21 protein-coding genes are annotated in these 18,349 nt (G+C 72.2%); 15 read left to right on the top strand and 6 right to left on the bottom strand.

Translation table 11 applies throughout. The features are described from left to right. The first annotated feature begins 5 nt into the window (after positions 1 to 5). The 7 genes from HW566_RS16120 (at position 6) to lepB (ending at position 6,863) form a co-directional block, all read left to right on the top strand. Positions 6 to 1,076: an acyl-CoA dehydrogenase family protein gene (locus tag HW566_RS16120; RefSeq protein ID WP_256728678.1), complete on the top strand. Its 1,071-nt coding sequence runs from the start codon at positions 6 to 8 to the stop codon at positions 1,074 to 1,076. Continuing rightward, a complete protein-coding gene (locus HW566_RS10965) occupies positions 1,070 to 2,464 on the top strand; it encodes a bifunctional PIG-L family deacetylase/class I SAM-dependent methyltransferase (RefSeq protein WP_256728677.1) in 1,395 nt (464 codons plus the stop codon). The genes HW566_RS16120 and HW566_RS10965 overlap by 7 nt, the downstream gene beginning before the upstream one ends. Next, positions 2,461 to 3,186: a glycosyltransferase gene (locus HW566_RS10960; RefSeq protein WP_256728676.1), complete on the top strand. Its 726-nt coding sequence runs from the start codon at positions 2,461 to 2,463 to the stop codon at positions 3,184 to 3,186. Before HW566_RS10965 ends, HW566_RS10960 begins: the two co-directional genes overlap by 4 nt. Positions 3,187 to 3,286: 100 nt before the next feature. Next, entirely contained in the window at positions 3,287 to 3,436 is a 150-nt protein-coding gene (locus HW566_RS10955; protein WP_178012833.1) for a hypothetical protein, read from the top strand. Between the two features lie 153 nt (positions 3,437 to 3,589). Further along, positions 3,590 to 4,546, top strand: a complete 957-nt coding sequence (locus HW566_RS10950; RefSeq protein WP_218621624.1) for a nucleotidyltransferase family protein — start codon at positions 3,590 to 3,592, stop codon at positions 4,544 to 4,546. Then, positions 4,537 to 6,087 (top strand): polysaccharide biosynthesis tyrosine autokinase, encoded by a 1,551-nt coding sequence (locus HW566_RS10945; protein ID WP_178012829.1) that lies wholly within the window; start codon positions 4,537 to 4,539, stop codon positions 6,085 to 6,087. Before HW566_RS10950 ends, HW566_RS10945 begins: the two co-directional genes overlap by 10 nt. Before the next feature lie 17 nt (positions 6,088 to 6,104). Further along, positions 6,105 to 6,863 carry a signal peptidase I gene (gene lepB / locus HW566_RS10940; RefSeq protein ID WP_256728675.1) on the top strand — a complete coding sequence of 253 codons (759 nt, stop codon included), beginning with the start codon at positions 6,105 to 6,107 and terminating at the stop codon, positions 6,861 to 6,863. 10 nt (positions 6,864 to 6,873) lie between these two features. On the opposite strand, the gene HW566_RS10935 is transcribed toward lepB, so the two are convergent. The 4 genes from HW566_RS10935 to HW566_RS10920 form a co-directional block, all read right to left on the bottom strand. Further along, positions 6,874 to 7,821, bottom strand: coding sequence for a helix-turn-helix domain-containing protein (locus tag HW566_RS10935; protein ID WP_178012827.1), 948 nt, complete (start codon positions 7,819 to 7,821; stop codon positions 6,874 to 6,876). Between the two features lie 128 nt (positions 7,822 to 7,949). Continuing rightward, positions 7,950 to 8,603, bottom strand: coding sequence for a hypothetical protein (locus HW566_RS10930; protein ID WP_178012825.1), 654 nt, complete (start codon positions 8,601 to 8,603; stop codon positions 7,950 to 7,952). Positions 8,604 to 8,761: 158 nt separating this feature from the next. Beyond that, entirely contained in the window at positions 8,762 to 10,174 is a 1,413-nt protein-coding gene (locus HW566_RS10925; protein ID WP_178012823.1) for a PqqD family peptide modification chaperone, read from the bottom strand. Between the two features lie 40 nt (positions 10,175 to 10,214). Next, positions 10,215 to 10,637, bottom strand: a complete 423-nt coding sequence (locus HW566_RS10920) for an acyl-CoA thioesterase (RefSeq protein WP_256728957.1) — start codon at positions 10,635 to 10,637, stop codon at positions 10,215 to 10,217. A 196-nt stretch (positions 10,638 to 10,833) separates the two neighbouring features. Here HW566_RS10920 and HW566_RS10915 point away from each other — a divergent pair, with 196 nt between their 5' ends. Then, positions 10,834 to 11,067, top strand: coding sequence for a three-helix bundle dimerization domain-containing protein (locus HW566_RS10915; RefSeq protein ID WP_178012819.1), 234 nt, complete (start codon positions 10,834 to 10,836; stop codon positions 11,065 to 11,067). 70 nt (positions 11,068 to 11,137) lie between these two features. Here HW566_RS10915 and HW566_RS10910 read toward each other — a convergent pair whose 3' ends face one another. Next, on the bottom strand, positions 11,138 to 11,827 hold the full coding sequence (locus HW566_RS10910) for an L-ribulose-5-phosphate 4-epimerase (protein ID WP_178012817.1): 690 nt from the start codon (positions 11,825 to 11,827) through the stop codon (positions 11,138 to 11,140). Between the two features lie 166 nt (positions 11,828 to 11,993). On the opposite strand from HW566_RS10910, the gene HW566_RS10905 reads away from it, so the two are divergent. From HW566_RS10905 to HW566_RS10895, 3 genes are read left to right on the top strand one after another with little or no spacing between them, the layout of a single operon-like run. Then, entirely contained in the window at positions 11,994 to 12,170 is a 177-nt protein-coding gene (locus HW566_RS10905; RefSeq protein ID WP_178012815.1) for a hypothetical protein, read from the top strand. A gap of 57 nt (positions 12,171 to 12,227) precedes the next feature. Next, the gene (locus HW566_RS10900) at positions 12,228 to 12,755 is read left to right on the top strand and encodes a VOC family protein (RefSeq protein ID WP_178012813.1); all 528 of its coding nucleotides are present in this window, start codon (positions 12,228 to 12,230) and stop codon (positions 12,753 to 12,755) included. Beyond that, a complete protein-coding gene (locus HW566_RS10895; protein ID WP_178012811.1) occupies positions 12,752 to 13,543 on the top strand; it encodes a MerR family transcriptional regulator in 792 nt (263 codons plus the stop codon). The genes HW566_RS10900 and HW566_RS10895 overlap by 4 nt, the downstream gene beginning before the upstream one ends. Before the next feature lie 25 nt (positions 13,544 to 13,568). On the opposite strand, the gene HW566_RS10890 is transcribed toward HW566_RS10895, so the two are convergent. Next, positions 13,569 to 14,549: an alpha/beta fold hydrolase gene (locus tag HW566_RS10890; RefSeq protein ID WP_178012810.1), complete on the bottom strand. Its 981-nt coding sequence runs from the start codon at positions 14,547 to 14,549 to the stop codon at positions 13,569 to 13,571. Between the two features lie 77 nt (positions 14,550 to 14,626). Here HW566_RS10890 and HW566_RS10885 point away from each other — a divergent pair, with 77 nt between their 5' ends. From HW566_RS10885 to HW566_RS10870, 4 genes are read left to right on the top strand one after another with little or no spacing between them, the layout of a single operon-like run. Continuing rightward, positions 14,627 to 15,748 (top strand): Gfo/Idh/MocA family protein, encoded by a 1,122-nt coding sequence (locus tag HW566_RS10885; RefSeq protein WP_178012808.1) that lies wholly within the window; start codon positions 14,627 to 14,629, stop codon positions 15,746 to 15,748. A 9-nt stretch (positions 15,749 to 15,757) separates the two neighbouring features. Further along, positions 15,758 to 16,711: a metal ABC transporter substrate-binding protein gene (locus HW566_RS10880; RefSeq protein WP_178012806.1), complete on the top strand. Its 954-nt coding sequence runs from the start codon at positions 15,758 to 15,760 to the stop codon at positions 16,709 to 16,711. After that, positions 16,708 to 17,472: a metal ABC transporter ATP-binding protein gene (locus tag HW566_RS10875; RefSeq protein ID WP_178012804.1), complete on the top strand. Its 765-nt coding sequence runs from the start codon at positions 16,708 to 16,710 to the stop codon at positions 17,470 to 17,472. The genes HW566_RS10880 and HW566_RS10875 overlap by 4 nt, the downstream gene beginning before the upstream one ends. Further along, positions 17,469 to 18,344: a metal ABC transporter permease gene (locus HW566_RS10870; RefSeq protein WP_178012802.1), complete on the top strand. Its 876-nt coding sequence runs from the start codon at positions 17,469 to 17,471 to the stop codon at positions 18,342 to 18,344. Before HW566_RS10875 ends, HW566_RS10870 begins: the two co-directional genes overlap by 4 nt. Positions 18,345 to 18,349: the final 5 nt, after the last annotated feature.

Genomic DNA, 18,349 nt, shown 5'->3' with positions numbered 1-18,349 from the left:
AGTCGATGCGAGACGACAGCGATGACCCGGCCGCGCTCTCGCTGAGGGACGACCGCACCGTCGGCGCGCCCGTGCTCGCCGCGCTGCGCTCGGCCGACGACACGGCCGGGTTCGGCGTCGACATCGCCGCGACCCTGGCGTGGGCGGTGTCGGTCGGCCGCGCGCGAGCGGTCGAGCGAGACCTCGTCGACGACTGGGAGCTGCTCGCCTCGGTCGCGGCGCGCGACGTCACCGCCGCCCGCATCCTCGAGCCGCATCTCGACGCGCTCGACATCCTCGATCAGGCCCGCCGCGACGGGCACGACATCGAGCTCGATCGCGTCGGCGCGGGTCCGGCGTCGTCGTGGGGCGTCTTCGCCGCCGAGGGCGCCGGCGTCCGACTCGAGGCCCACGAGCGCAGGGACGGGTGGACCCTCACGGGCACCAAGCCCTGGTGCTCGCTCGCCGCACACGTGTCGCACGCGCTCGTGACCGCCTGGGCAGGTGACACCCGCCGCCTCTTCGCCGTCGACCTGCGCGCCGACGGCGTCTCGCCACGCCCGGGCCCCTGGCATGCGCGCGGGCTGGCGTCGGTCGTGAGCGCCCCCGTCGATTTCGCCGCGGCACCGGCAGCCACCGTCGGCGACCCCGGCTGGTACCTGCGCCGCACCGGGTTCGCCCGCGGCGGAGTGGGCGTCGCGGCATGCTGGTGGGGCGGCGCCGCAGCGCTGCGAGCACCGCTGCGGGCGGCGGCTCAGCGCAGCGGAGCCGATCAGCTCTCGCGCGTGCACCTGGCCCGGGTCGACACCGCGCTGTGGGCCGCGCGCCTCGCGCTGGCCGACGCGGCGCGATCACTCGACGCCCCCGCACCGCCCGACCCGGCGCTCACCGCCGCACGCGTGCGCACGCTCGTGGCACAGGCCGCCGAGACCGCCCTGCACGAGGCCGACCACGCCCTCGGACCCCTGCCGCTGGTGGCCGACGAGGAGCACGCGCGGCGCGCCGCGGATCTGCAGCTGTACCTGCGGCAGCACCACGCCGAACGAGATCTGGCCCGCATCGGCGGCGATCTCGCGGACGGGCGCGGCGCGTGGTGAGCTTCAGCCACCGCGACCCCGGGACGCCCGAGGCCGTCTGGCGCGCCGCCATCGATGACCGCGATCTCGCCCCGCTCGACGAGGACGTCGAGCGGCTGGTCGTGGTCGCCGCGCATCCCGACGACGAGACGCTCGGAGCGGGCGGGCTCATGGCCCGCACCGCGCGCCGCGGCGTGCCGGTGACGGTCCTCATCGCGACGGACGGCGAGGGGTCTCATCCCGGTTCCCCCACCTACACGCCCGCACGGCTCGCCGCCCTTCGCCGCCGCGAGGCGACGGAGGCCCTGGCCCGACTCGGCGGGACGATCCGGACCGTGTTCCTCGGCCTGCCCGATGGCCGCACCGACGAGCACCGCGACACGATCCGCGCCGCGGTCCGCGACGCCGTCCTCACCGGCGGGAGCGCGCGGGAGAGTGCCGACGCGAGTCCGGCGGGCGACGCGCTGGTCATCGCGCCCTGGACCGGGGACGGGCACCGCGACCACCGCGTGGTCGGCGAGGTCGTGGCCGGGGTGTGCGACGAGCTCGGGGCGCGCAGCCGCTTCTTCCCCATCTGGCTCTGGCACTGGGGGCTTCCCGCCGACGCGCCGTGGGACGACCTCGAGATCGTCCGCCTCGACGCGTCGTCGACGGCCGCCAAGGATGCCGCCACCCGCGCCCACCGGAGCCAGACCGAACCGCTGTCCGCCGCGCCGGGCGACGAGGTCATGCTGCACGCCGGGATGCAGTCCCATTTCGACCGGCCGTTCGAGATCTTCGTGCGACCGTCGCGATCAGCGCCCAGCCTGCCGCAGGAGTTCTTCGACGCGTTCTACGACCGCAACGGCGACGATCCGTGGGGGTTCGACTCGCGCTGGTACGAGCAGCGCAAGCGGGCGGCGACCCTCGCGTCCCTCCCCCGCCGGCGTTACCGGAGCGGGCTCGAACTCGGCTGCTCGACCGGGGCGCTCACGGCGCAGCTCGCCGAGCGCACCGATCACCTGCTGGCGCTCGACATCGCCGACGCGCCGCTCGCGGCGGCGCGTCGGCGCCTCGGCGACCGGGCGGACGTGCGCCTCGAGCGCGCCGCCCTGCCGCACGAGTGGCCGACGGGAACCTACGACCTGATCGTGCTCTCCGAGGTGGGCTACTACTGGAGCGAGGCGGATCTCGTCGCGGCCGTGGGACGCATGACCTCGTCGCTGACGCCCGACGGTCACCTGATCGCCTGCCATTGGCGGCATCCGGTGGCGGAGTATCCGCTCTCGGGCGATCGCGTCCACGCCGCGCTCGCCGCCGAGAAGACGCTCACGCGCCTGGTGCTCCACCTCGAGGACGACTTCCTCCTCGAGGTCTATGCCGGTCCGTCCGCGCGATCGGTGGCCGTCGAGACGGGCATCCTCGCGTGAGCCCGACGTCGGTGGCGGTCGTCGTCCCGGTCCACGACGAGGCCGGACTCCTCGATCGATGCCTCGCGGGGCTCACCGCGGCACTCGATCATGCGCGGCGCACGCATCCGGGCGTTCGCATCGCCGCCGTCGTGGTGCTCGACGCCTGCTCGGACGCCTCCGAGGAGATCGCGCGTACGTGGCCGGTGACGACCGTGCGCATCACGGCGCGGCGGGTCGGCACCGCCCGACGCGTCGGCGTCGGCGCCGCGCTCGCCGAGCTGGGCGACCCGCCGCCCGAGGACACGTGGATCAGCACCACCGACGGCGACTCGGTCGTGCCGCTCGCCTGGCTCAGCCACCAGCTCGACCTCGGCGCCTCGGGAGCTGACGTGGTGCTGGGCACGGTCCGGCCGGATTTCAGCGATCTGACCGCCGAGCACGCCGCGCACTGGACGGCGACGCACCCCCGCGGACGGCCACCCGGCAACGTCCACGGCGCGAACCTCGGAATGCGCGCGGACGTCTATCGTCACGCGGGCGGCTTCCCCGACCTCGACGAGCACGAGGACGTCGAGCTCGTCCGTGCCGTCCATGCGGCCGGCGCCCGGGTGATCGCCACCGACGAGAACGAGGTCGTCACCTCCGGCAGGTTCGTGGGACGGACCCCGGGCGGCTACGCGGCCTTCGTGCGGCACACCCACGACCGCGTGCGAGACGGGGTCGCCGAACAGATCCGGTGACGACGAGCACACGCGGCCGGCGGAGCCGTCTCTCGACCGTGCTCACAGGCGTAACGCGCCGGACACCTGCCGGAGCCAAGGCGCGCGTACGGTTGCGCCCATGAAGCGAACACGACGATCGGACTACGGCGAGCAGTCCTGGTGGACGCAGGACCACGGCGGGCTGCCCGGCTGGGCGATGCTGGGCGTCGTCCTGGTCATCCTCGCGCTGGGGATCTTCATCGCGGCCCTGCTGCTCAACCCGCGGTGAGACCGGATGCCGACCTCGGATGTCGCATGAAGACGGTTGGGACGCGCGATCATGTCGCACAGACGCCGATCTGCGCCGGCATGTGTCGCCAGGACGCTGAAGCGGCGGCGGGCGGGGTCGGCATAATGAGGTGACCTCCGACCCGAGACCGGTATGCCCGCACACGATTCAGCGCAGATACTCGCTTTGCACAGCGGTGTCGAGCTCGGGCACGCCTGGATCCAACACCTCGCCGACGAGCTCGGCATCCGCGTCCTCTTCCTCAAGGGGCCGGCGCTCGCGCACCAGGGTCTGCGGGACAGGCGGGTCTCGTCCGACGTCGATGTGCTGGTCGAACCGGCCAGGTTCGACCAGCTCTGCGACGAGATCCTGGCACGCGGGTGGCGCGAGCGGCCGGCGGCCCTCATCGGCAAGCTGACGAGCATCCATTCGCGCACGCTGCTCCACGACCGCTGGCCCTGCGACATCGACGCGCATCGCCACTACCCCGGGATGCTGGCCGATCCGAGCATCGCCTTCGACGCGCTCTGGGCGCAGCACGACCGCCTGACGCTGGGTCATCGCTCGTGCGCGGTGCCGAACCGGGTCGCGAGCATCATCGTGCTGGCCCTGCACTCCCTGCGCGGGACCGAGCGCCAGGCGCGTCATGCGGCCGAGCTCGAGCACCTGCGCCGCGTGCCGCTGACCTCGTCCGAGCGCGACCTCCTGGCCGAGCTCGCGAGGCGAACGGGAACGACGGTCACGCTGTTCGAGGTTCTCACCGAGATGGGCGTGCCCGTCGTCGCCGACCCGCTCGAGCAGCGTTCCGCGCCGGCCAGACGGTGGCGCGAGCGGGTGCGATCCGGTTCGTACGGGTCGTATTTCTGGTTCGCCGCCCTCCGCGACGCACGCGGTCTCGATCGGCTCCGGATCGCCGGGGAGGCCGTCTGGCCCAGCCGCCGCGACCTGCTGCTCAGCCGACCCGAGACCGTCGACACCGCGCTCGGGCGGATGGCGGCACGCGGGCGGCGGTGGGTGCGCGGGGCGCGGTCGCTGCCGCGGGCCGTCCGCGCGATCAACCTGAGTGCCCGAATGGACGACACCGACGCGGGAGGCCCGAGATGGAACTGAGAGATTATCTGCGCATCCTGCGCGCGCACTGGGTCGCACTGTCGCTGTGCATCGTGCTCGGGGTGGCCGTCGCGTTCGCGTGGACGCTGCTGCAGCCCAAGGTCTACACCGCCGACGCCAGCGGCTACGTCACCCCGGCGCAGGCGCAGGGGCAGACCGACAGCAGCTCGGCGTACGTCAGCGACAACCTCGCCAAATCGAAGGTCAAGTCGTATGTCGACCTGGGCACGTGGCGAGCGGTGGGTGAGCACGCCCGCGACGAGCTCGGCCTCGATGTCAGCCCCGAGAGTCTCGTGCGCCGCGTGTCGGTGTCGAATCCGGTCGACACCGTCGTCATCAAGGTCGACGCCACCGGGCCCACCCCCGAAGCCGCCCGAGACCTCGCCGGTGCCTGGATCCGCGGCATGCAGATCGAGATCGAGAGCATCGAGTCCGGCGGCACGGGCGTGAACCCCGGCATCACCCTCGTCACCGCCGACTCGGCGCGGTTGCCCTCGACCCCGAGCTCGCCCAACGTGCGCCTCGCGCTGGCGATCGGCGGGCTCGTCGGCCTCGTCGTCGGCATCGGCTACGCCCTGCTGCGCTTCACCCTCGACCGCCGCATCCGCTCGGCCGAGGGCGTCGAGCGCGAGACCGGCCTGAACGTGGTCGGAGCGATCCCCGAGGAGAAGTCGTTCACCGCCGACAACCGCCTCATCCCGTTCGACGGGGCGAACACCTCCTCGAGCCGCAACGTGCACCTCTACGCGGTGTCGGAGGCGGTGCGCGAGCTGCGCACGAACATCCAGTTCATGGATGTCGACAACCCCCCGCGCATCCTGGTGATCACCAGCCCCCTGCCGGGCGAGGGCAAGTCGACGACGGCCGCGAACCTCGCGATCACCCTGGCCGCCAGCGGGCAGCGCGTCGTCCTCATCGACGGCGACCTGCGCCGCCCGATGGTCGCCACGATCTTCCATCTCATCGGCGACGCCGGCCTCACCGACATCCTCGCCGGACGCGCCTCGTTCGACGACGTCGCCCAGCCGGTCGGCCGCCTCGGCACGTTGCAGGTCGTCGCTGCGGGAAAGATCCCGCCCAACCCGAGCGAGATCCTCGGGTCGCAGCGCATGCGCGACCTCGTCCACGCCCTCAGCGAGGACGCCGTGGTCATCGTCGACGCCCCACCCCTCATCCCGGTGACCGACGCCGCGGTGCTCGCCAACCGCACCGACGGCGCCATCATCGTCACGACGGTGGGGCGCACGACGTTCGACGCGCTCAAGAAGGCGCAGCAGAACCTCGAGCGCGCGGGCGGGCGGGCGCTCGGCGTCGTCCTCAACCGCGTTCCCCGCAAGGGCAGCGGCGCCGCGTACTACGGCTACCAGTACACCGGCACCTACTACCGTGCCGATGACGCCGCGTCGCCCGAGCTCTCGCCCGCCGCTGCCACCGCGACCGCGACGCTCGTGCCGGCGACGCCCGCCACGGCGCTCACGACCCCGACGACCGAGGCCGCGTTCGTGCCGGAGGGACGCCGGGCTCGCCGCGCGCGAGGCTGACGCCCCGCCCCGAGACCGTGACATCCGCACCGACCGACGCGCCCCCGCCCGACGCGCCCCCGACGAGGCGCCGCCGCTGGCGACGTATCGCGGGCCACCCGCTGACCCACCTCGTCGCCGCGCTGCTCGTGCTCGCTCTCCTGCAGTCCTTCGCCGTGAAGGTCTTCCAGGTGCCCTCGGCGTCGATGGAGCACACGCTCTCGCCCGGCGACCGCATCCTCGTCGACCGCATCAGCTTCGCCACGGGCGATCCGCACCCCGGAGATGTCGTCGTCTTCGACCGCCCCGCATCGTGGCGCGACGGACCGGCGCCCGAGCGCGCACCCTGGCGCACGGCGGTCGGCTGGTTCGGCGACGTGTTCGGTTTCGGCCCGAGCAACGGCGACGCCCTGGTCAAGCGAGTGATCGGCGAGCCGGGCAGCACCGTCGCCTGCTGCGACGCCGGCGGACGGGTCACCGTCGACGGCACCGCCCTCACCGAGGACTACATCGCCGCCGACCCGCCGTTCGAGCCTGGCGCGCTCGACTGCGACACCGAGCCCCGCTCGATGCGATGCTTCGGGCCCGTCACCCTGGGCGCGGACGAGTACCTGCTGCTCGGCGACAACCGCGCCGACTCCGCCGACTCGGTGAGCCCGTGCCGCACGGTGTCGGCGACACCCGACGACGCCGAGTCGACCCTCGCGTCGGCCTGCGCCCGGACCGTCCCGCGTGACGCCCTCATCGGACCGGTCTTCTTCCGTCTCTGGCCGCTCGACCGGATCGGAGCTCCGTAGAACCGGTGCGCTACGCGAGCGACGGCAGGGCGCGCAATCCACGCCGGTCCGCCCGCCCGGGGCGCGAGCGCGAGCGCACCCGGGTGGGCGACTCCTCGCCGTGCAGTCGGAACGCGCGACGCAGATCGTCCGCGCTGGCGAACCCGGCGTAGCGGGCCACCTCGTCGATCGACAGGACGTCGTAGCGGGACTCGGTCAGCAGCTGGATGGCCAGCTCGACACGCAGGCGCCGGATCTCCTCGGTCGGCGAGGTGTTCTGCTCGGCGAACGCGCGCTGCAGGTGACGCACCGACACGGCGAGCTCGACGGCCAACGACGGCACCGAGAGCGTCGGGTCGGCCCGCTGCGAGGCGATGAGCGCGAGCGCGCGGCGATAGAGCGAGGGCTGCACCTTCACCGGCCCCGCACCGATGCTGGCGCGCTCGAGGAAGAGGCTCCCCAGCATCTCCTCGCTCAGCCGCGACATCGCGTACTTCGCCACACGGTCCGGCGTGGTCGCCTGCGCCAGCAGCGCCCGGAAGTAGGCCGTCGCGGGCGGCACGAGAGTGGAGTCCCCTGCGAAGAGCGGCCCGTCGCCCTCGTCGACGGGGGCGCCGAAGGCGGCCACGACCTCTTCCGGCGCCGACACGACGATCACGTCCGCGTCGTCGGACCAGGCCAGCAGGTGGTCCGATCGCGACCGCACGAACAGCCCGCGCCCGGCATCCACACGGTGCCGCCGTCGGGCATCGAGGGTGGACGCGATGCTCACACTGCCCGACGAGACGAGCACGCTGTGCACGACGGGCGCACCGCCCGCCGGCACAACGCGCTCGGCTCCCGCGTCGAGCTCGTACCGCTTCAGCACGATCGATTCGAGCGCGAGCGTCGCGACTTCGCGCCCCGCGAACGGCTCGCTCGATCGACGTGACGAGGCGGCGGTTCGACCGAGGGTGCTCGGGTAGCGCTCGTAGCTCATCGTGCGCCTCCCCCCTCGATTGCTTGACAGCGTAGGAGCGCGCCGCCGCGCTCCCCGCACTGGATCCGGGGGCATCGGCTACGCATTCGGGCCGCTGCCGACACCCCCACTCACCACTGGTCCGCTACTTAGAGCAGCCCCGCACCCACGGGCACGACGACGCTGGAGGTCGCCGTACGGGTCAGGCCGTTGCCGAAGTCGACGACGATCGTGACCGGGAAGGTCGTGAGCGCCGAGATCGCGACACCGGTCGACGTGCCCGCGAGGCCGAGCACGAGCGGGACGACCTGCGTGCCGTTGGAGGGCACGTTCACCGGCAGGGTCGTGGTGAAGGTCGTCAGCGGGAAGCCGAACGTGCCCACGATGGGCGCGCTCTGGTAGACCGCGGTGCGCTGTCCGGGTGTCGAGGGCGTGCCGTTGAGGCTCGCGACGCCGAAGCCCCGCGCGCGACCGACGGAGATGTTGACACCCGCCGGGCGGCCCACCGTCACCGTCACGGTCGCCGTCTGGTTGATGGCACCGGCGCCGTTGGTGATGGTGAACTCCGTCGGCACGGTCGTCAGCGCCGTCGCGGTGACGGTGCCGCCACCGTCGAGCAGGTTGAGCGTGAGCAGACCGGTCTGGGTGCCCGTCACCGCCAGACCGGAGGTGTTGACGGATGCTGCGGCGAGCGGCGCGGCGACGGCCACCGCCATCACGGGAACGGCCCAGGCCGCACCCTTGATGATGGTGCGACGGTCGATGCCGTCCGAGTCGCGGCGGGTGGGAACAACGTCGGTCACGGGGACTCCTCAGGTAGGGATGAGAGGGTTTTCCCGTACTTTTTCGCCGCCCGACGGATGCCGTCGACGCTCGCGACGGCATCCGTCGCTCACGTCACGATCGGTGTCGCGATCCGTCGGAACGACTCAGCGCGACCGGTCGCTCGGCGCCGACCCGATCAGGGCGCGAAGCGCTGTGCGAGGCCGCGGTCGCGCAACGACCGCAAGAAGGCCGCGACGTCGGCGGTGATCTCGTCGGCCGCGACGTCCGCGCCGTCGGCCACCACCCGCACGATCGCTCGCTCGCTCGCCCCGCGGGCGGTCGCGAGCGCCATCCAGATCGCCCCCGCGGTTCCCTCCAGCGCGACCGGCTCCGGTGAGCCGGCCCGCGACAGCGCAAGGGCCACCGCGCCCTCGTCGCTCTGCGTCCAAGCGACGTCGTCGCGCACGCGCCACGAGGCGTCGGTGGCGAGCACTCCCTCGTCCGCGAGCGCGCGGACCGCGGCCTGGACGGCGACCTCGGCGTCGCCCTCGGGCGGCGTCCCGTGCTCGGCCACGACCGCTGCGGCGAGCGCTGTCGCGGCGCGCCCGTCGGCGGCGCGCCACAGCGCCGGCCCGATGCCGTCGAGGATGCGGAGGGTCGCGCCGCCGTCGACGTCGGGCTGGAGCAGGGCGATGCGCTGCCCGCCGTCGGCGCCCGTGAGGCCGATCGCGTCGAGGTGCGCCGCCCGGAACCAACGCGTCCCGGCGGTGCCAGCCGCGTCTCCCGCGTCGGCCGTGTCCGCGGTGTCGTCCGCATCCCGTGCCGGCGCCGCGAACGACGGGGCGAGCACCACCTCGCCCGGGGCCCGGAACAGCGGTGCGAGCGCCGATGCCAGATCGATCGCCTCGCTGTAGGTGACCCGGTGGATCCCCCCGACCGCGGCCGCGTGCGCGGCGATGCGGGTCAGCGGCTCGGGGAGCTCACCCAGGTAGCTGGTCTGCTCGACCAGCTCGGGCAGCGCCTCCACGAGCGGGAACGGCGTCACCACCGGCTCGTCCGAGCCCCCGGGCACCCGGTCGAGCAGGACGATCGCGCTCAGTCGCAACGCAGCAGGCGGCAGGGGCCCCAGCCCGAGCTCCGACGCCGAGCGCTGGGCCTTATCGGCCGCGGCATCCTCGATGATCGACAGCGGTTTGCGATACGGCAGCACCGTGCCGTCGGGGGCAACGGCGAGCGTCTCATCGGTGACGTAGCCGAAGTGCGCACCCAGCGCGCGGGTCGCGGTGGTCTTGCCGCGCCCCGAGGGGCCGACGATCGCCACGACGTTGCCATGCTCGTCGGCGACGGCCCCGGCATGCAGCATCCACAGCTCGCCCCGGCGCGCCTCGATGGCCGCCAGCGTCACGGCCTGCGACAGTCCGGCCAGGGCCGCCTCGAGGGGCCCCTCGCCCACGGTGACGCTCAGGTGCCGGGCCGGCAGCGGGTCGGCACCGCCCACGGTCGCATCGCCCCACGCCCGCGAGATCGCGGCGACCTCGCCGGGCGGACGCGAGCCCGCCTCGAGCCGCACGGCGCATCCGAGCGCGGCGACGAGCGGGAGCGGTGGCACGGTCGTAGCCTACGGCGAGGTCGCTCCCCCGCGCACGGGGTCAGGGCAGGCGCACCGAGTCGGTCTTGGGGTGCTCGTGCGGCATCCGGTCGCGGTCGTACGTGATGGCGGAGAAGCCGTGCGGGATCGGCTGCCCGTCCTCGTCGACGCTCACGAAGACGAGACGCTCGATCGAGAGGATGCGCTTGCGCGTGATCATGTTCCGCACCACGGCACGCATCGTCAGCGACGTGCGACCGAAGTGGGTCGCCGTCAGGCCCATCTCGATCAGATCGCCCTGCATCGCCGAGGACTCGAAGTTGATCTCGGATATGAGCTTCGTGACGACCCGGTAGTTGCCCAGCTGGATGATCGCGTAGATCGCGGCCTCTTCGTCGATCCAGCGCAGCAGGCTGCCGCCGAACAGCGTGCCGTTGGCATTGAGGTCCTCCGGCCGCACCCACTTGCGGGTGTGGAAGTTGATGCCGTCCTCCGACCAGTGCCATTCCGGCCGATTCTGCTCGGCGGGCGTCTGCTCGGACGGGATCTGCGGGGTGTTCGCGCTGTCGGGGTTCGTCTGCTCGGTCACGTTCATCCAGCCTAGCCGTGCGAATCATCGCATGCCCGGGCCCGCACGGCGACGGGTATCGCCGGGCGACGCGGCGACAGAGGATGATCACATGGACAAGCCTGCGAAGGACTTCAACGCCGAAGAGCTCACTGAGGAGGTCGCCGGACGCGTGCAGCAGCGGATGCCCGACGTCGACGGCGACCTGATCCGCCGCGAGGCGGCGGCGTCGGTCGAGAGCCACGCCGACGCCCGCGTCACCGATTTCCTGGGGATCATCGCCGAGCGCGAGACGCGCGAGCGGCTCTCGGGGCTCGCCGAGAGCTCATCCCCCGACGCCGACTGACCACGCCCGCTCGCTGCCCGCCGACGCGTCACCTTCGCGACGTGCCCGACTTCGCCGCGCCCGGAAGGGGCTACCGGCGGTCGTCGGTGGTCTGTCCGTAAACGTTCTGATACCGGTCGTACAACGCGTCGATCGACTCCTGCGGGATCGGAACGAGATCCCCGGCCTGCCGCGCGATGTGCACCGTGCGGGCGACGTCCTCGACCATCACCGCAGCCTTGACCGCATCCTTCGCACTGGCCCCGATCGTGAACGGCCCGTGATTCTGCATCAACACCGCCCGAGACCGATGACCCCGAAGCGTGTCCACGATCCCCCGACCGATCGAGTCATCCCCGATGACCGCGAACGGACCCACCGGAACCGGACCCCCGAACTCATCCGCCATCGCCGTGATCACACACGGGATCTCCTCACCCCGCGCCGCCCACGCCACCGCATACGTCGAATGCGTGTGCACCACACCACCCACCTCGGGCATGTTCCGATACACATACGCATGAGCCGCAGTATCACTCGACGGCGACCGATCACTACCCGGCGTACCCGCCACCACGACGCCATCCAGATCGCACACGATCATGTTCTCCGGAGCCAACTCGTCATACGACACCCCCGACGGCTTGATCACGAACAGATCAGCCCCCGGCACACGCCCCGACACGTTCCCGCCGGTCCACACCACCAGCCCATAACGCACCAGCTCCGCATGCAACGACGCCACCTCGGCCCGAACCCGCGCCACCGCTTCGCGCTCCATCGGATGCTCCCTCGCTCTCGACCGACGACGCCCAACACGTTACCGGTAACACGTCCCGGGTCTCGGACGATGGCCCGCGGGAGGCCCCGCATCCCCCTCGGGGACGACGGCGAATCACCCGTTCGGGCGACGCGCGGCGCCGGCGGCCCGCCGTAGCGTCGAGGGCATGGACGTCGAAGCACTCGCCCGCACCGCCACCGGCGCTCTCGTCGGCATCGCCCTCGGGTTCGTCATCGGACTGCTCACCCTCAACCCGATGCTGGGCGTCGTCGTCGGCGCCGTCGCGATGGTCGTGCTCGCCATCGGCGCGGCCGCGCTGCTGCCGCGCCGCACCCACCGCTGACCCGGACGCGTCGTCCGATTTGACCCTGACGCAACGTGAGGGCGCAGAGTGGTCGGCATGAGCGACTACTACGACGCGTTCGAGATCAGCCCCGTCCCGGTTCCCGGACCGGATGCCGTCGCGCCCGAGCCCTATCGCGGCATCTACGGCATGCCGGCCTTCGTCACGATCCCCACCCGGGACCTCGACGCGTCCACCGCCTTCTGGACGCGCGGACTCGGGTTCTTCGAGCTCTTCGCCATCCCGGGCACGCTCGTGCACCTGCGGCGCTGGGCCTTCCAGGACGTGCTCCTCGTCACCGCGGCCGACACCCTGGCCGCGCCCCCGGCGCTGACGTACAGCTTCGCCTGCGTGCTCGACCAACTCGACGGCATCGCCGCCGCCTGCCGCGCGCTCGATCCCGACGCCGTCAGCGCGCCGCGCGAGACCGCGTGGAACACGCGCGACCTCGAGGTCGTCACCCCGGAGAACGCGCGTGTCGTCGTCACGGCGGCCAAACCCTACGACGCGACGAGCGCAGCGGCGCGAAGCCTGGCCGACATCGGCATCGCGCCGACCGGCCCGGCGGAGGGGAGCAGCGCATGACAGAGGCAGACGGCCTCACCGTGGGGCAGGTCGCGTCCCGCCTCGAGGTCACCGTCCGCACACTGCACCACTGGGACGAGATCGGTCTCGCACCCCCGTCGCTGCGCACCGCCGGCGGGTACCGGCTCTACACGTCCGAGGACCTCTCGCGGCTGCACCGCATCGTCGTCTACCGCGAGATCGGCCTCGGTCTCGACCAGATCCGCACCGTGCTCGACGAGCCCGGCGACACCGCGGCGGCGCTGCGTCGCCAGCGCGACGACGTCTCGCAGCACCTCTCGCGTCTGGACCGCCTGCGCACCGGCCTCGACCGCATGATCGAGGCCCAGGAGCGCGGCATCCTGCTCACGCCGGCCGAGCAGGCGAGCATCTTCGGACCGGACTGGAACCCCGACTGGCCCGCTCTGGCACGGCGCCGCTACGGCGACACGACGCAGTGGCAGCAGTACGCCGAGCGGGCCGCGCACCGCACCCCCGACCAGTGGCGCGCCGTCACCGCCGCGATGACGGCGCTCGAACGCGATCTCGCCGCGGCGGCAGCTGACGGGATCGCGCCCGGCAGCGCCGGAGCCGAGTCGCTGGTCTCCCGGCATCGTGATGCCGTCGGGGAGTACTTCCCCGTCACCCGGTCGATGCAGGTGTGCCTCGGGCGCATGTACGAGAGCGACCCCGCCTTCACCGCTCACTACGACGGCATCCGTCCGGGACTGACGTCGTGGCTGCGTCGGAGCATCGACGAGAGCGCGCGGGCCCACGGGATCGACCCCGACACGGCGACCTGGGAATGAGCGCAGCGCGCCCGCTCGGCTCGGGCTAGCGCCGCCCGCCGGTGAAGGCGCGCCACATCGCGGCGGCGTGCGACTCCTTGGCGTGCTCGACGCCGACCTCGTCGCCCTGCCGCGCGCTGAACCATTCGCGGATGCGGTAGCGCACCGCTCGCCACATCAGCGGGATACCGCCGTAGGCGGGCTGCGGCACCCGCGCCTCCTCTTCCGACATCTGGCCGCGCCGCGCCAGATCGCCGGCGAGGAAGGCGTCGGTGAGCTTGGCCACGCCGATCGCGTTGCCGTTGATGACCGAGTGCGCCGCTCCGTGAATCTCCCACCGCCAGGCGTCGCGCGCGGCGTCGACGAGCGCCGAATGGAAGTATCGGGGCGACGAGAAGTCCCGGGCCCCGCGGATGAACAGCACCTGCGCCGAGACCTGGGCGATCCGCTCCGTCAGCGGATACCGCATCATGTGCGGCAGCACGCGCACGAAGTACGCGAATCCGCACAGCAGATATGCGCTGACGGCGAGCATCACGAGCCGGAACGGCTCGAACAGCGACGACTGGGCGAAGCGGATGCCCTGTAGCACGACCGACCGCTCGCGGTCGTTCACGACCGGCCCGATCAGCACGGCGTGACGGATGCCGGGGCGCCGCGTGAGCACCTCGGTCACGATCTGCGTGCCGAACGAGTGCCCGAGCAGCACCGGATCGTCGAGCCCGAACCGGTCGAGCACCGCCTCCACCTGATCGGCGAAGAAGGCCACCGACGGCTCGGAGCGCGGAGCTCGCTGGCCGGCGAACCCCGGCAGGTCGAGGGCGTAGACGCGGGACTGCTGCGCCAACGTCGGCGCGAGCAGATCGAAGTACGTCGCCGCGACGCCGATGCCGGCGATCAGCACGAAGGCTCGCGGCGAGCCCGCGGACGCCGCCGTCTGCACGCGCGTCACGCGCGTGCGCACACCGTCGAACTCGACGGTCTCGACGTCGATGTCGGCCGGCTCGATGTCGGTGTCGTCCCCCATGCCCCTACCGTCTCACGAACCGTCTCGTCCGATCCGGATCGCGGCGCGCCGCGGGCCGGGTGGGGCAGACTGTGCCGATGAGCGTCTCCTTCGCAATCGTCGGCAGCGGCTGGCGCAGCGAGTTCTTCCTCCGCATCGCCGCCGCCCTTCCGGAGCGGTTCCGCGTTGCCGGGCTCGTCACCCGCAGCGCCGAGACCGCCGCCGATGTGCGACGCCGCTGGGGCATCCCCGCCTTCGTCGACCTCGACGCTCTGCTGGCCGCGGATCGGCCCGATTTCGTCGTGGTCTCGGTGCCCCGCGACGTCGCACCCGGGATGATCGTCGACCTCGTCGAACGGGGCGTGCCGGTGCTCACCGAGACCCCGCCCGCCGGCGACGCGGACGATCTCGTCGCGCTGTGGGAACGCGTGGCGCGTCCCGGCGCGCCCACGGTGCAGGTCGCCGAGCAGTACCACCTGTCGCCGCTGCTCGCGGCGCAGCTGGCAGTCGCGCGATCCGGGCGACTCGGCCGCCCGACGCAGGCGCTCGTCGCGCAGTGTCACGACTATCACGGCGTGAGCGTGATGCGCCGGGCCCTGGGGGTGGGCGCCGACGACGTCGAGGTGACGGCATCCGTCTTCCGCTCACCGCTCGTCGTGGGCCCCGGCCGCGACGGCGACCCGACCGAGGAGCGCACGGTCACCGCGACGCAGACCACGGCCCGTTTCGCCTTCGACGACCGACTGGGGGTCTACGACTTCGCCGGCGAGCAGTACTTCTCGTGGATCCGCGGCAACCGCCTGCTCATCCGCGGCGAACGCGGCGAGATCGAGAACCTCGAGGTGCGCCACCTCCGCCGTTTCGACGAGCCCGTGTTCGACTCGCTGCGACGCGTGATGACCGGAGAGGGAGGCAACCTGGAGGGCATGTTCCTGCGCGGCATCCTGCTCGGCGACGAGTGGATGTTCCGCAACCCCTTCCCGCCCGCCCGGCTGAACGACGACGAGATCGCCATCGCCCGCATGCTCGACGCGATGCCGCGGGCGATCGGCGGTGGAGCGCCGGTGTACTCCCTCGCCGAGGCGAGCCAGGATCACTACCTCGCACTCCTCATGCAGCGCGCCGCCGCGACCGGCGAGACCGTGCGTTCCTCGCGACAGCCGTGGGCGGATGCCGTGGACGCGGCGGGAGAATTGCACGGAGGGCCATCCGGCGGGTAATTTTTCGGTATGCCGAAAAATCGCCGGAGTCGCGTCGGGACCGCCCTCGTCTCCCTCGCAACCGCTGCGGTCCTGCTCACGGGGTGCGGCGGCGCGGGGGACCCGGGCGCCGAGACCGGCGCGGGCGAGGGCGAGGACGGCCGCCCCGTCGTGCTGACGACGTTCACGGTGCTGGCCGACATCGCCCGCAACGTCGCCGGCGACCGACTCGACGTGCGATCGATCACGAAGGTCGGCGCCGAGATCCACGGCTACGAGCCGACGCCGCGCGACATCGCCGCGGCATCCGACGCCGATCTCATCCTCGACAACGGGCTCGGGCTCGAGTCGTGGTTCGCGCGCTTCGTCGACACCGCGGACGCCCCGCACGCCGTCGTCTCCGCGGGTATCGAGACGATCGACATCACCGGCGACGCCTACGCGGGCAAGCCGAACCCGCACGCCTGGATGAGCCCGCTGAACGTCCAGGTCTACGTCGAGAACATCGTCTCGGCCTTCAGCGACCTCGACCCCGACGGGGCCGACGACTACGCCGCGAACGGCGCCGCCTACGCGGCCGAACTGCAGCAGATCCACGACGAGCTCGTCGCCGACCTCGCGACGGTGCCCGAGAGTCAGCGCGCGCTCGTCACGTGCGAGGGAGCCTTCTCGTACCTGGCGCGCGACGCCGGGCTCACCGAGGCCTACATCTGGCCGGTCAACGCCGAGCAGCAGGCCACCCCGCAGCAGATCCGCCGGACGATCGAGTTCGTCGACGACAACGATGTGCCCGCGGTCTTCTGCGAGTCGACGGTGTCGGACCGGCCGATGCAGCAGGTCGTCGAGGCCACCGGCGCCACGTTCGGCGGCATCCTGTACGTCGACTCGCTCTCGGAGTCGGGCGGACCGGTGCCGACCTACCTCGACCTGCTGCGCCACGACGTCGACACCATCACCACCGCTCTGCTCGGGGATGCGTCGTGACCGCTCCGACCGGTATCGACGTCGACGGGGTCTCCGTGCGATACGGCGACATCGTCGCCCTCGACGACGTCCGCCTCACGGTCGCCCCTGGACGCGTCACCGCCCTCATCGGCATGAACGGGTCGGGCAAATCGACCCTGTTCAAGACGATCATCGGCATGGTCCGACCCGCCGCCGGCGCTGTCACCGTCGACGGGCACCCGCCCACCGCCGCCCGTCGCCGCGGCGTCGTGGGCTACGTGCCCCAGAGCGAGGACGTCGACTGGACGTTCCCGGTGTCGGTCCGCGACGTCGTGATGATGGGCCGCTACGGCCACCTCGGGATCACGCGACGTCCGCGCCCGGCCGATCACCGTGCTGTGGACGAGGCGCTCGCCCGGGTCGAGCTCGGCGACCTCGCCGACCGCCAGATCGGACGCCTGTCGGGCGGTCAGCGCAAGCGCGCGTTCGTGGCGCGCGGCATCGCCCAGGATGCCCACGTGCTGCTGCTGGACGAACCGTTCGCCGGCGTCGACAAACGCTCCGAGGCCACGATCGTCCGCCTGCTCCGTGAGCTGGCCCGGGACGGCCGCACCATCCTGGTCTCCACGCACGACCTGCACGCCCTGCCCTCGCTCGCCGACGAGGCGGTGCTGCTGCTGCGCCGAGTGGTGTTCCACGGCTCCGTGACCGAAGCGCTGCGTCCCGACGTCCTCGCCCGCGCGTTCGGCCTCGACCCCGGCCACCGCCTCGACGCGACGTCCCCGGAGGGCGAGGCATGAGCCTCCTCGACATCCTGCTCGAGCCCCTGCAGTACGAGTTCATGCTGCGGGCGCTGTCGGCCACCGCCATCGCCGCGATCGTGTGCGCGCTGCTGTCGTGCTGGCTCGTGCTCATCGGCTGGTCGTTGATGGGCGACGCCGTCAGCCACGCGGTGCTCCCGGGGGTCGTGCTCGCCTACGTCCTGGGAGCGCCGTTCGCCCTCGGCGCGCTCGTGTTCGGCGTCATCGCCGTCGCGCTCATCGGCATCATCCGCGGGACGAGCCGGGTCAAGGAGGACGCCGCCATCGGCATCGTCTTCACGACGCTGTTCGCGCTCGGGCTCGTGCTGATCTCGGTGACACCCAGTCAGACCGATCTCAACCACATCCTGTTCGGCAATGTGCTGGGCGTCTCATCGAGCGACCTCGTCCAGATCGCCGTGCTCGCCGCGGTCGCCCTCGCGGTCCTCCTCGTCAAACGCCGCGACCTGACGCTGTTCGCCTTCGACCCGATCCACACCTTCGCGGTCGGCCTCTCGCCGCGCGTGCTGTCGGGACTGCTGCTGGGCGTGCTGGCCCTGACCGCCGTGGTCGCGCTGCAGGTCGTCGGGGTGGTCCTGGTCGTGGCGATGCTCATCATCCCGGGCGCGACGGCGCACCTGCTCACCGACCGGTTCGGGCGCATGCTCGTCATCGCTCCGACACTGTCGGCGGTGTCGTCCCTCGTCGGCATCTATCTCAGCTACTGGATCGACGCGTCGTCCGGCGGCCTGGTCGTGCTGGTGCAGGGCATCGTCTTCGCCGCGGTGTACCTCTTCAGCCCGCGGCACGGCCTCATCGGGCGTCGGATCGCGTCGCGCAAGCCCGTCGCCGAATCCGCCACGGGTGATTAGCGTGC

This window comes from Microbacterium oleivorans, from assembly GCF_013389665.1.
Classification (GTDB): Bacteria; Actinomycetota; Actinomycetes; order Actinomycetales; family Microbacteriaceae; genus Microbacterium; species Microbacterium oleivorans_C.
Note: the sequence above shows the minus strand (reverse complement) of the source record. Positions and strands in the feature narration are given on the sequence as shown.

Bases quoted from the DNA above. Each gene is read 5' to 3' on its own strand.
- HW566_RS10935 (WP_178012827.1), bottom strand. From the start codon at position 7,821: ATGAGCTACGAGCGCTACCCGAGCACCCTCGGTCGAACCGCCGCCTCG.
- HW566_RS10945 (WP_178012829.1), top strand. From the start codon at position 4,537: ATGGAACTGAGAGATTATCTGCGCATCCTGCGCGCGCACTGGGTCGCA.
- HW566_RS10895 (WP_178012811.1), top strand. From the start codon at position 12,752: ATGACAGAGGCAGACGGCCTCACCGTGGGGCAGGTCGCGTCCCGCCTC.
- HW566_RS10890 (WP_178012810.1), bottom strand. From the start codon at position 14,549: ATGGGGGACGACACCGACATCGAGCCGGCCGACATCGACGTCGAGACC.
- HW566_RS16120 (WP_256728678.1), top strand. From the start codon at position 6: ATGCGAGACGACAGCGATGACCCGGCCGCGCTCTCGCTGAGGGACGAC.
- HW566_RS10880 (WP_178012806.1), top strand. From the start codon at position 15,758: ATGCCGAAAAATCGCCGGAGTCGCGTCGGGACCGCCCTCGTCTCCCTC.
- HW566_RS10955 (WP_178012833.1), top strand. From the start codon at position 3,287: ATGAAGCGAACACGACGATCGGACTACGGCGAGCAGTCCTGGTGGACG.
- HW566_RS10900 (WP_178012813.1), top strand. From the start codon at position 12,228: ATGAGCGACTACTACGACGCGTTCGAGATCAGCCCCGTCCCGGTTCCC.
- HW566_RS10870 (WP_178012802.1), top strand. From the start codon at position 17,469: ATGAGCCTCCTCGACATCCTGCTCGAGCCCCTGCAGTACGAGTTCATG.
- HW566_RS10885 (WP_178012808.1), top strand. From the start codon at position 14,627: ATGAGCGTCTCCTTCGCAATCGTCGGCAGCGGCTGGCGCAGCGAGTTC.
- HW566_RS10950 (WP_218621624.1), top strand. From the start codon at position 3,590: ATGCCCGCACACGATTCAGCGCAGATACTCGCTTTGCACAGCGGTGTC.
- HW566_RS10905 (WP_178012815.1), top strand. From the start codon at position 11,994: ATGGACGTCGAAGCACTCGCCCGCACCGCCACCGGCGCTCTCGTCGGC.
- HW566_RS10910 (WP_178012817.1), bottom strand. From the start codon at position 11,827: ATGGAGCGCGAAGCGGTGGCGCGGGTTCGGGCCGAGGTGGCGTCGTTG.
- HW566_RS10915 (WP_178012819.1), top strand. From the start codon at position 10,834: ATGGACAAGCCTGCGAAGGACTTCAACGCCGAAGAGCTCACTGAGGAG.